This window comes from Methyloglobulus morosus KoM1 (genome assembly GCF_000496735.2).
GTDB lineage: Bacteria > Pseudomonadota > Gammaproteobacteria > Methylococcales > Methylomonadaceae > Methyloglobulus > Methyloglobulus morosus.
Genome location: NZ_AYLO01000129.1, coordinates 1 through 11988, shown reverse-complemented (window position 1 = coordinate 11988; position 11988 = coordinate 1). Strand labels below are relative to the sequence as shown.

The window sequence follows — 11988 nt, the reverse complement described above, 5'->3', positions numbered from 1 at the left end:
GATATTTTCTTATAATAGACGTAGACTGTATCGATTATCACCGGGCTTGTCCAACAACCGGTTCAGATTGTGGTTCGCTTCGCTCTCACAATCTAACCTTATTCGTTGGTTCGCTTCGCTCTCACAATCTAACCTTATTCGTTAGGGCAGCCTAAGGGATATTCCCTCATCCCAGCCCGTTGATTGGGCAAACAGCTTGTATCCTTTATTTTTTAGAAGTTCGTTTACCCTTCGCCGACGTTTTGCTGCCGCCAGCAGATTTTACTGAGCTTTTGCCTTTAGCTGAGGTACCCGTTGCATTTTTGCCCTTGCTACTTGGGACGTAATAACCCTTGCCGTGAGTACTGGCCTGGGCGATTTGTGAAGGTTTTCCTAATGATCTGGACTTGCTGGCAACTGTTGTGCCACGCGCTTTCTTACGGCTACTCCCGGAAATGGACGCCATTTTTATTGTGCCGGTTTTTTTGCTTGCCATGCGGCTATTCCTGCTGATTTTTGTCACACGCAGCGGTCCTGAAGCGTGCCTAACAATCGTTTTTGTCCTTCCGGCGATCCTGACTTTTGTCACGGTTCTTGTGCTTTCAGGCCTACTCCTGTAAGCGGCATGATGTCTCGAGATTGGCGTTTTCCTGACATAACGCAAATGACGGTCATCATCCCCCTCATTGTTTTCCTCAATATGCCGAGCGGCATAATGCGAAGGAGGCCGATGGCCACAGGGCAATTGATAAGGTGGCGTACCGACTGAATTCTTACTCATGGTGTTGATATTATTGGTGGGATAACCACTATAAGAATCCGCGAACCCATTGTCCATCATGCTGAACATGTGCTGATAGCGTTCACTGCTGGACAAGCCGCCCAACACGACACCGATCAAACGCTTGCCATTTTGGTTTGCCGACGCGACCAGATTAAAGCCCGAACCACAGGTATAACCTGTTTTCATACCTTCCGCACCAGGGTAATGGGCAACAAATTTATTGGTGCTACGTAAATACCGCCCATTTATATAAAAGCTGTCAACCCCAAAATACGGATAATATTGCGGGAAGTCGCGGACTATTCTTAAGGCAAGCAACGCCATATCATGTGCCGTCGTGGTTTGCCAATCGTTCGGCAAGCCAGTGGCATTCATAAAATGACTGCCATACATGCCGATGCTATGTGCCATGGAGGTCATTTGAATAGCAAACTGGGTTTCGCTCCCTCCTATTTTTTCTGCCAGCACAACGGCGGCATCATTAGCTGAACGGGTCACCACCGCCAGTATGGCATCTTCAACAGAAATAGTCTCCCATGCCCTTAACCCTAATTTGCTGGTCGGTTGTTGTGCGGCATGGCTTGAGACGCTCATGGGATCTTTTAAGCTCAAACGCCCCGACTCCAAGGCGGAAAATGCCATATACAGGGTCATCAATTTTGTCAGGGACGCCGGATACCAAGCTTGATTGGCTTCCAACTCATATAAGACATTACCATTGTCGGCATCTATCAATAGGGCCGCGTGGCGACTCATAGCTGTGTGAGATGCCAGCATAAGCCCTGTTGCAGTCAATACGAGTAGGATGCGTTTTACAATCTTCATTTACTAAGGGTCTCAAAAGGTAGTGATTAAAGTGGGTACGATACAGGAAGTTGTAGAATAAAAAGTAAGGGTAAAATCTAAGGGATTAAAAGACAAAAATCCCATATAAATAAAAACGCTAACTATAGTCGAATTTTTGATTAACGCATTGCCCAAAACCCATGTTTGGACGATATTTTGTTGGAACAGTGACGTTCAATTTTACTTAAAATCTTTCACGCAGGTATAAGGCGGCTCACCTTGGCAAATTCCCCAATGGCTACCAAAATTCCCTTCATCGTCAGGTTTCCATTTTTCGGAATAAGCCTCAAATACGTTACCTGACCAATTCTTTTTGGCCAATTTTTGTAAAGTCGCCTTAATGATGTTGACCTGATTTTTTTGGCCGGCGATACCGCACTTTTGCCCCGTATGGTCGTTGGCTTCCGTACCCCCTTCGGGGCCGCTAGGCCAACCAAATTCAGTCAAAACCACATCCTTGCCCGGATAAGTGCGCCTGATTTCTTCAAGCCTGGCGATGTGAAAATCAGCCGCCTTGTCCGCAGGGACGCAGGTATACACACCGGCATGTTTGTTTTCCCACCAGGGGAAAATATTGACACCTATCCAATCCGCCTTTGCTTCAAATCCGGTTTTTTGGCATGGCGCTGCTCGGTTGCACCACTCCCACCAGGTATCGATGGTGGTAATGGACTGCTTAACGCCGGCATTACGCAGGCCGTCCATACATCTGACAATTTCGCCATCAAAAACATTGCCATGCCGTGTCCTCACTTCAGAGCCGCAACTCAGTTTGACGATGGTTTTGGGGAAAGCCTTGGCAACCTCAATCCCTTTGGCAATCGATTGGTCGTTGACCGCGACATCCTTGTCCAGCCAGATAATCGCGATCACCTTCAGCTTGCGGGCTTCCGCCGCCGCGAACGTGTATTCCAAACCGTTCATCACACCGTAAGTCATTATGCATCGGAAGCGGGTTTGTTTGATAAGGTTGTCCAACAATGTATCGATGAGTTCGTGGGAAGGTTGTGCACCAAAATTTGGATTGATACTTCCCACATAAGGGCTGAAGGCCACGCATTGCATCGCGTTGATAACGTCCTGTCCCGAATTTTTGTGATGCTTGATAGGCCGTGCGGCAAATGCACCGCCTGAATCTGTAATTAATAGGAGTATGGCTACAAATAACGGCAAAAACTTCATGAATTTTCCATATTTACAATTGAAATGAATAACTTAAAATCCATCACTGTCTTGATAAGACAGTATCCTTATTTTGATGCCACGAGTCATTCTATTCCATACGTATTATGCATTTCTACGTGCAAGCTTATATCATAAGCGATCTTATTGCGTTAAGCACCGTAGATTAAACAGGGTACTTTAGCTAGCCAACCTAAGTACGATCCAATCCTACCTTCTTTCTGGTTTTCGGGTTCAATACCGTGGGCAACGCCATGCAAAGTACAAATTAATATCACTCCAGCGGCAATCAGGGCGATTTGCTGCAATGAAGTCTTCATGTCGGTTTTTTTGTGCAATGACGGGATCAAGTCGGCGACGGCGATGTAAATAAAACTGGACGCAGCCAACGCCAAGAAGTAGGGCAAGCTGTCGTGCAAGTCTTCCAGGCTGTAATAAGCCAGGATTCCGCCAAGCACGGTCGTTAAACTGGCAAGGACATTATAAAACAGCGCCTTGCCTTTGGAATAACCACTGTGCAGCAAAATGGCGAAATCGCCGACTTCCTGCGGAATTTCATGGGTAGCGACAGCAAGGCTGGTGACAATACCCAATTTAACGTCAGTCAAAAATGCGGCGGCTATCAACACACCGTCCACAAAATTGTGGATACCGTCGCCCAGGATGATCAACGCGCCAGCGGATTGGTCGAAGCCGTGATGATGTCCGTGATGGTCGTTTCGACCGTGGTCGTGGCCCTGCTCATAAGCCGTATCATGACTTTCATCGCCGTGCGCTTCACAGGTTTCGAAGTGGCAATGCCGCCAGATCAGTAGTTTTTCCAATACAAAAAATCCGAGTATCCCTGCCAAAACCGTGCCTGACAGGGTTTGGAATTGCTCTGCTTTAATGTGTCCAAAGGCTTCTGGAATCAACCCCCAAAATGCCACGGCCAATAACGCACCGATAGCAAAGCTGATGCCGTGAGGAACGATTGTATTGCGTTGCTCATCCGGCAACAGCAGGAAAACACCTGCCGCAAGTACGCTTAGTACGCCGCCAACGGCGGTGAAGATGATGATCAATAGTAATAAATTCAAACCGGATCTCTCCAGATAAGGGTTGCCATACGGCCTGTAACTTGATCCCGACGGTAAGAATAAAACTGTTCATGGTCGGTGACAGTGCAAAAACCGCCTCCGTAAATCTTAGTGATACTTAACGCTGCTAAATTGATACGCGCCAGTTGATAAATATCGGCTAGCCATTTCCCGTCGCCGTACGGCATGAACGCAGCCGAGTATTCATTGGATTTATTTACAAACGCGTTACGTACATCGTTACCCACTTCAAAGCAATTGGGGCCAATGGCGGGCCCTAGCCAAACCAATAAATTTTTATTTTGCAGGGCAGCGATGGTATTGTCGATCACGCCATCCAATAATCCACGCCAACCCGCATGGACCGCCGCTATCTCGATACCGTCATCAGAGCATACCAATAACGGCAAGCAGTCTGCCGTCATAATGGCACAAACCACGCCTGGCTGATCGGTATAACTTGCATCGGCTTGCAGCGGCGAATCTGCTGCCATCGCTTTTACCGCTCTGTTGCTGTGCGTTTGGCTTAGCCAAATCGGTTCGGACGGTAAACCCAACAGCGTTTTTATAAGTTGCCGGTTTTGACTAACGCTGTCGGGATTATCGCCGACATGGGTGGCGAGATTTAAGCTGGCATACCCGCCTTGACTTACGCCACCTGAGCGTAATGTGGTTGTTGCATGCACATTCGCAGGCGCGGGCCAGTCAGTTTTAAGAAAGTGCCGATTAACGCTCATTGTCCGCTAACGCACTAACTAGCCTAATCATATCATCGGGCAAGGGTTGCTCCCATTCGCAGTATTCATCCGTCACCGGATGTTGCAGCCCGAGTTTTGCGGCATGCAAGGCTTGTCGTTTGAAACCACGCAATTCTTTCTCCAATTCAGCGCCACAATTGGGCGGCATCTGAAAGCGTCCACCGTAAACCGGGTCCCCTAACAGGGGATAACGGATATGCGCCATGTGTACCCTAATTTGATGGGTGCGCCCCGTTTCCAGCATCAATTGCACCAATGTGTGATGGGCAAAGCGTTGGACAACCCGATAGTGGGTGACGGCAGGCTTGCCGGATTCCCTAACCGTGTAGCGTTTACGCTCGGTAGGATGCCTTCCAATCGGCTCGTCCACTGTGCCGCCAGCGGTCATGCGCCCTCGGGTTACGGCCAAGTATTCGCGGGTAATATCGTGTTCTTGCAGTTGTTGCGTGAGGCTATTATGGGCCTGCAAGGTTTTAGCAACCATCAGCAAACCGCTGGTTTCCTTGTCGATACGATGGACGATACCTGCCCTAGGCAATGTCTCCAGATTGGAATCATGGTTAAGCAAGGCATTCAGCAATGTCCCATGCCAATTGCCGATAGCCGGATGGACAACCAAGCCCGCCGGCTTATTGACAATCAACAGGCTGTCATCTTCAAAGACAATATCCAGGGGAATCGGCTCTGGGGTAGATTCAACGACGATTTCGGCTTCCGCATCCAGCGTGATTTCCTCACCGCCATCCAATTTGGCTTTTGGGCTTAACAATATCACGCCGTCTACTTCCACTTTTCCGGATTTTATCCAGGTTTGCAATTTGCTTCGGGAGTAATCGGAAAACAGTTCGGCAACCCCTTGATCCAAGCGCAACCCTGCTAGCCCATAAGGCACTGTTTCTGTCAATTTTGGCATAACACTACTTCTGATTCGTTCAACGATACGTTATACTCGCCGCAAACAGTCATTTCCTGGCATTAAAGAATGCTCGGCAAGTAAACCCCACATAATACAACGTGTCGTTAGTCCTATGCGATTATTTTTGCTTAAATTATTAGTTCTCATACCGTGCATTGTTTCCATGCAAGGTTGTGAAACGGTGAAAAAACTTTATTCTGATGATTCGTCATCCAGTAAAAATGAGTGCGCCGACTGGAAAGATTATGATTCGAAGGACAAAGATGACGACGACTGTGTCGATTGGGATGCCAACAAATTTCGCAGCCAGGCCAAAAAAGCCGTCGATGCAGGGAATTGGGACAAAGCCATCAAGATTTACGAAGCCTTGGAGGCGCGTTTCCCATTTGGCCCGGAATCATCGCAAACGCAATTGGATATTGCATACGCTTACTATAAAAATTCCGACCCCGAATCCGCCATTGCTGCCGCTGATCGCTTTATCAAGATGAACCCACGCAGCCCTAATGTGGATTATGCTTATTATTTAAAAGGCTTGGTGAATTACAATCGAGACATTGGTTTCGCCCAGCGCTTTATTCCAACCGACGCCTCGCAACGCGACCCTGGCAATGCCCGTAGCGCCTACGATATTTTTTCAGAATTAGTACGCAAATACCCACAAAGCAGATACGTGCCGGACGCCAATAAACGCATGATCGCACTTAAAAACAACCTCGCCATGCACGAGGTGCATGTAGCCCGGTATTACATGAAGCGCAGGGCTTACGTCGCCGCCGCAAACCGAGCGGCTTATGTCGTCGAAAAATACCAGCGCACGACTGCTGTGCCTTATGCCTTACAAGTCATGCAGGAAGCCTACACAAAACTGGATATGCCAGATTTAGCCCAAAACGCAGAAAAAGTGTACAAGCTTAATTTCCCCAACGGCCCACCGGTACCTGAATACGAAAATGCCACGGTTTCCCACAAGATTTGGGATTTTATTGGGCTTGAAAAATAATCTCGCGTTAGCATTGTAAAAGACCCACTCAATTGAGCGCTCACACTAAGCCTTAAGTGTGACGCGCCCTACCAATTAGCACGTCCCTGTGCTTTCAGCCCACCCCCGTATAGGTATTTGTACCTATTGTAATAAACTGAAAATCGTTTAATTTAATAACCGTTACTTATCGGTTTGAAACTGTTTATGGAAATAGGCGGGCAAGCTCAACCATTCCCCTAACTAACGCATTTTAAAATAACGCCCAACTAATGGGCAGGTGCCAACAAATATCAGATTCTGTGCTTATTACTCTAAAAGGAGGTTTTTATGAAAAATATTAGTCTATTAGGAAATCAATCCGCAATTGACGATAGATCGTACTTGTATTCATCACAGAACCCTGATATATATGATTTTAAAGGGGATAATATTCCTTTTTTGTCTAACATACCTGAAAAGGGCCTGGCTGACCTAATGAAAAAAGCCAAAACTGTGCGTTATGTCAAAAGGGAAGCCGCCCCTGACTGCAAAACGAGCGCCATACTCTTAATTTTTTCGGGTAAAGTCCATGTAAGTCGTGTCGGCCCTGAAAATGGCCATGAGGCCATCTTCCGAGTACAAGAGCCAAATTCGTGCGTTGGCGAAATAGCATTGGTAACTGACGAACTAAAATCAGTTTCCAATATCACCTTAGAAAACGCTATGTTTTCAGTGATTTTAAAAACTGATTTCAATGAGTGGCTTATGGATTATCTTGACGTGAAATTCGCATTTTTACCCGTGCCTACGGAAAAATTAGCCAGTTAACTTATAATGACCGCTGATGAGGCTCGCTACTTTTTAGCGATCACATTCCAGGCTGCAATCCATGCCTGTCCTTGATAGGCATCTGCCGCCTTTTCTAGCATACCGGTTAATTTGAATCGCAAGGTAGTGTTGATAATGCCAAAAAAATAAGCATTCACCAGTATAGGGTCAATATTGCGTATTTCACCCGCCTTGATGCCTGATTGGATAATTTTGTGGATTTTTATGAATGGAGGGGATTCCAGCATTGACTTTTCGTCAGGCAAAAATTCATCGAGCTTCAAGATAAGCAGAAAGCGCATAATATCGGGTGCGTCATCAGTTAATTTGAACAGCAAATCCACTATTCCCCGTAGCTGCCCTGATGATTTTGGATTCTTGCACCGAATATCGTCGATTGAGGCACTCAAACTATCGAGTATATTGGCATACAACTGTGTTGCTATGGCTTGTTTGTTTTTGAAGTGAGGATAAACTGCGCTGGTGTTTTTTAACCCTGCTTGCTTAGCTATGTCAGTGAGCGAAGTGTTGAAAAAACCTTTTTGGGAGAACAGTTTTAGCGCGGCCAGCAGTATTTCATCCGGAGCCTCGTTTTTCTTTTGGACTTCAACTGATTCTCGAGGCTCAACGTTATCTTGAATTTCAGTTTTTTCTTGAGTCTCCGCCTCATCCCAGGTTTCGTCCTTCGGACGTATTTCTATTGTCTCTTGTTCCATCTTGTCTTTCACAGCAATTTCTTTGCGCTGTCTTTAGTATTAAAAATACCGTCATATAAAAAGAATCCCAAGGATCAGGTTTTATCCTTGGAACGCTAAACTTTACTGTCCGGCATGGATTTCAGGGCGGCACCCAAATAATTCACCATTGACCACAAAGTCAATGCAGCGGCTATGTAAAGCAGTACGTAGCCTATAGTATTGATAGGGATTCCTAGCAAATCTTCTCGGTAAAGCAACAGGCCTATTGCCAGCATTTGCGACATGGTTTTCCATTTCCCTAACTCGGACACCTTAACTTTGGCTCGTTGACCGATTTCAGCCATCCATTCCCTTAGCGATGCAATGGTAATTTCCCTACCGATGATAATGGCGGCGGGTACAGCCAGATAAGGGTTCGCCTGTTGCTGAACGATCAACACAAGGACGAAAGCGACCATTAATTTATCGGCTACAGGGTCAAGGAATGCACCGAAAGGCGTTTCCAATTGCATTTTTCTGGCCAAGTAGCCATCCAGCCAATCGCTAACGCCAGCCAAGAAAAAGATGAAGGTACAGGCAACATTGTTATAGGCCCAAGGCACATAGAATACGACAGCCAACAACGGGATTAACGCAATCCTGAACAAGGTGAGGCAGGTCGGTAGGTTATATTCAATGGTCATCGTGGTGATGAAAGTTATCGTAAATTCGTTGCGCCAATTGTTTGCTTATCCCATCTATGCTGCAAAGCGCATCCACCCCAGCCTGTTCTATTCCCTGTAATCCACCAAATTGCTTCAATAATAATTGCCGACGCTTTGCGCCCAACCCTACAATACTTTCCAATACTGACTGTTTGGCCACTTTGCCGCGCCGCTGCCGATGCCCCGTAATAGCAAAGCGGTGCGCCTCATCACGGATGTGCTGAATTAGCAGTAACCCACTCGCACCTGGAGAAACATTGACGGGTTGTTCCTGCTCAACCAAAATCAATTTTTCCATCCCAGGCTTCCGATCAGGCCCCTTGGAAACTCCCACTATCATAACATCATTTATCGCCAATTCGGCTAATGCCTTTTGCGCCTCACGGACTTGGCCTTTGCCACCGTCAATAAAAAGGATGTCAGGGGCCTCATGTTCGCCTTGTTTCAGTCGCTTGAATCGCCTGGAAACCGCTTGGTAGATAGCGGCATAATCATCCCCGCCGGTAATGCCCACGATATTGAAACGACGGTAAGCGGATTTTACCGGGCCATCACGGTCAAAGACCACGCAGGATGCGACAGTTTGGTCACCTTGCGTATGGCTAATGTCAAAGCATTCCAATCGTTTGGGCGTTTCTGTGCAACCCAGTTCTTCCTGTAAGCTGAGGAAGCGAGTGTAAATGCCTTGTTTGTCGGCCAATTTGCTCAACAGTGAGTTTCCCGCATTCGTCAATGCCATTTGCAGCCACTTGGCACGCTCCCCCCTGACATTATGGGCAATCGCGACGGAATGTTTGGCGAGACCCGACAATACGTCTGCCAACAATCCGGTTTCTTCCGGTTCATGGCTGACAATCAACTCATAAGGCACGGGTTTATCGAGGTAATACTGGGAGATGAAGGCTTGGATGATGGCAGCAGGATCGTATTCCCCTATCATTTTGGGGAAGCTTACCTTATTGCCCAAATGTTGCCCATTACGGATAAAAAACAACTGGACACAAGCCATGTTGGCTTTCACGGCACAGGCGATAATATCGACATCGCCGCGCTCGCCGTGGACGAAATTCTTTTCCAACACGGTACGCAATCGCCCAATCTGGTCACGATAGGTTGCCGCCAGTTCATACCGTTGTTTGTCTGCCGCCTGTTCCATTTTGGCGATAAGTTGTTCAATCAGTAAGCTGCCTTTACCCTCAAGAAACATGACCGTGCTGGCGACATCTTCGGCATAGGTCGGTTTGTCGATCAAGCCAACGCAAGGCGCGGTACAACGCTCAATCTGGTATTGCAGGCAAGGCCGGGTGCGGTTGTTGTAATAACTGTCATCGCACTGCCTGACGGGAAATATCTTCTGCAGCAGTTTCAGGCTTTCCCGTACGGCGCCTGCACTAGGATACGGGCCAAAATACTGCCCTTTCTTGCTTTTCGCGCCCCGGTGAAAAGTCAGTTGGGGAAAATCTTGGTTGCTGGACAGAAAAATATAAGGGAAAGACTTGTCATCACGAAGTGAGATATTGTAGCGCGGCTTATGGCGTTTAATGAGTTGGGATTCCAGCAGTAACGCTTCGCCTTCTGTGTGCGTTACTGTCACCTCGATATTCGCAACCTTGGCGACCATGGTTTGCTGCTTCGATGATGCGACTTGGTTGTTGAAATACGTCGAAACCCGGTTCTTGAGGTTTTTTGCCTTGCCGATATATATGATCTCGCCTTTGTCGTCGAGCATTTTGTAAATGCCTGGACGCTTGGTCAGCGATTTTATGAACGCTTTGCTTTCAAATTTAAGTTCTTTTTCAATCAATTTATTACAACTAAAAATAGTGCAGAGAAATTCTGAGCAATTACAAATTACTGCGTTATTTCGGCCATCGAAACCAATGCGCCAACTGTGTTCCAATTTCTGGCTGTTATCGGCACATCAAGTGCTTTTTCGACACCTGCCGCGAGCTTTGAACGTCCAATTCCTTCAGGCGCGTATAGGTAAAACACTTTATTTGTCAGCAAAAATTCTTCTGATTTGGCTTTCATGGACGTTAGTTGTTCAGTGTTTGGTTTTTGGGGCTGGGATTCTAAGAAGAAAAAATGTAACGCCTTACCTTTGTCCGTGGCAAATGGGTTATTTGCCACGGCATCTTGCAATTCCTCTAAACTAAGCAATAAAACCTTTGGCTCAAAGCCATTTTTTTCCAAGACCAGCTTAGCAATTTCGTCTGCACTCTTTTCGTTAACTGTATTCTTGTCCTGAAAAATAACATTCCCGCTTTGGATAAACGTCCGAATGTTTTCATAATTTAAAGTGTCCAGGATTGCGACAATGTCCTTCATCGGCAAAATATTTTTTCCACCGACATTGATGCCTCGAAATAGTGCAATGTATGTGTTCACGCAATCACTAGAAACCGTTAAAATACTTTAACTTATAGGTTAAGCTCTGGACATGAACTTCCCTGTCTCGGTATTGACCTTGACCAACTCATCTGTTTCCAGGTACTCCGGCACTTGGATTTCTATGCCTGTGGTTAACTTAGCCGTTTTCGTCCTTGCACTGGCTGTTGCGCCCTTGATTGCTGGAGTCGTTTCCGTGATAGCCATCACCACAGAGCTGGGCAATTCAATCGCAATCACCTCATCGTCCACCAGCAAAGCCACAATACCTTCCAGCCCCTCGGTCAGATAGCCGATCTGGCCTTCCAGGTCTTCGCCGGGCAAGGTATATTGGGTGTAGTCATCGACATTCATGAATACATACAAATCGCCATCCATATAGGAAAATTGTGCCTTGGCACGGACATAATCGGCTTCCTTTAAAAAATCATCGCCCTTTAGCGACTCGTCCAGTTTTTGCCCTGTTTTCAGGTTATTGAACCTGACCTTATACAAAGTCGATGCACCCCTGGACGACGGATTCCTGACTTCAATTTGCTTAACCACATGCGGTACGCCATTGACTTCAACCACCATGCCTTTTTTTAACTCGCTTGCTTTTGCCACGCACGACTCCGACCGTTTGACATCTATAAGAAGCAATAGTCTAACGCAGATTCACACAATTTTCTCCCCGGACTCCATACGTTCAATGAAGTAAGTTATATGGCCCTCCTAACAAGAGCCGCTTTCAACACTCAGCAAAAAAAGTCCGTATATAGGTATTTATGCTAATAGCATTGAGTTTAAAAAGCCCAGATAATGTCACCAAGAAATTTAACCGGATACCTTTAAATTTTTATGGGGCAAGATCGAACATTTT

The 11988-nt window shown here is 46.6% G+C and carries 12 protein-coding genes; 2 read left to right on the top strand and 10 right to left on the bottom strand.

Going from position 1 to position 11988, the window contains the following annotated elements; translation table 11 throughout:
- Positions 1–205: 205 nt before the first annotated feature.
- The 5 genes from MGMO_RS16005 to rluD all read right to left on the bottom strand — a co-directional run bounded on the left by MGMO_RS16005 (position 206) and on the right by rluD (position 5541).
- On the bottom strand, positions 206–1519 hold the full coding sequence (locus MGMO_RS16005) for a D-alanyl-D-alanine carboxypeptidase family protein (RefSeq protein WP_235557313.1): 1314 nt from the start codon (positions 1517–1519) through the stop codon (positions 206–208).
- 270 nt (positions 1520–1789) lie between these two features.
- Positions 1790–2791, bottom strand: coding sequence for a glycoside hydrolase family 17 protein (locus MGMO_RS16000; RefSeq protein ID WP_023496114.1), 1002 nt, complete (start codon positions 2789–2791; stop codon positions 1790–1792).
- A 152-nt stretch (positions 2792–2943) separates the two neighbouring features.
- Positions 2944–3870: a ZIP family metal transporter gene (locus MGMO_RS15995; RefSeq protein WP_023496113.1), complete on the bottom strand. Its 927-nt coding sequence runs from the start codon at positions 3868–3870 to the stop codon at positions 2944–2946.
- Positions 3867–4607, bottom strand: a complete 741-nt coding sequence (gene pgeF, locus MGMO_RS15990; RefSeq protein WP_023496112.1) for a peptidoglycan editing factor PgeF — start codon at positions 4605–4607, stop codon at positions 3867–3869. The genes MGMO_RS15995 and pgeF overlap by 4 nt, the downstream gene beginning before the upstream one ends.
- Positions 4597–5541: a 23S rRNA pseudouridine(1911/1915/1917) synthase RluD gene (gene rluD / locus MGMO_RS15985; RefSeq protein WP_023496111.1), complete on the bottom strand. Its 945-nt coding sequence runs from the start codon at positions 5539–5541 to the stop codon at positions 4597–4599. Before rluD ends, pgeF begins: the two co-directional genes overlap by 11 nt.
- 115 nt (positions 5542–5656) lie before the next feature.
- Between rluD and MGMO_RS15980 the strand changes: the two genes are divergently transcribed.
- Both MGMO_RS15980 and MGMO_RS15975 read left to right on the top strand, forming a co-directional pair.
- Positions 5657–6547, top strand: a complete 891-nt coding sequence (locus MGMO_RS15980) for an outer membrane protein assembly factor BamD (RefSeq protein WP_036308388.1) — start codon at positions 5657–5659, stop codon at positions 6545–6547.
- A gap of 309 nt (positions 6548–6856) precedes the next feature.
- On the top strand, positions 6857–7336 hold the full coding sequence (locus MGMO_RS15975; protein WP_023496109.1) for a cyclic nucleotide-binding domain-containing protein: 480 nt from the start codon (positions 6857–6859) through the stop codon (positions 7334–7336).
- 26 nt (positions 7337–7362) lie between these two features.
- On the opposite strand, the gene MGMO_RS15970 is transcribed toward MGMO_RS15975, so the two are convergent.
- The 5 genes from MGMO_RS15970 to efpL all read right to left on the bottom strand — a co-directional run bounded on the left by MGMO_RS15970 (position 7363) and on the right by efpL (position 11732).
- Positions 7363–8064, bottom strand: a complete 702-nt coding sequence (locus MGMO_RS15970) for a TetR/AcrR family transcriptional regulator (protein ID WP_235557312.1) — start codon at positions 8062–8064, stop codon at positions 7363–7365.
- 83 nt (positions 8065–8147) lie between these two features.
- On the bottom strand, positions 8148–8717 hold the full coding sequence (gene pgsA / locus MGMO_RS15965) for a CDP-diacylglycerol--glycerol-3-phosphate 3-phosphatidyltransferase (protein WP_023496107.1): 570 nt from the start codon (positions 8715–8717) through the stop codon (positions 8148–8150).
- Complete coding sequence (uvrC, locus tag MGMO_RS15960) at positions 8707–10542, bottom strand: excinuclease ABC subunit UvrC (RefSeq protein ID WP_036308387.1); 1836 nt, start codon at positions 10540–10542, stop codon at positions 8707–8709. The genes pgsA and uvrC overlap by 11 nt, the downstream gene beginning before the upstream one ends.
- Before the next feature lie 47 nt (positions 10543–10589).
- Positions 10590–11126 carry a DUF1697 domain-containing protein gene (locus tag MGMO_RS15955; RefSeq protein ID WP_036308386.1) on the bottom strand — a complete coding sequence of 179 codons (537 nt, stop codon included), beginning with the start codon at positions 11124–11126 and terminating at the stop codon, positions 10590–10592.
- A gap of 39 nt (positions 11127–11165) precedes the next feature.
- Entirely contained in the window at positions 11166–11732 is a 567-nt protein-coding gene (gene efpL / locus MGMO_RS15950) for an elongation factor P-like protein EfpL (RefSeq protein ID WP_023496104.1), read from the bottom strand.
- Positions 11733–11988: the final 256 nt, after the last annotated feature.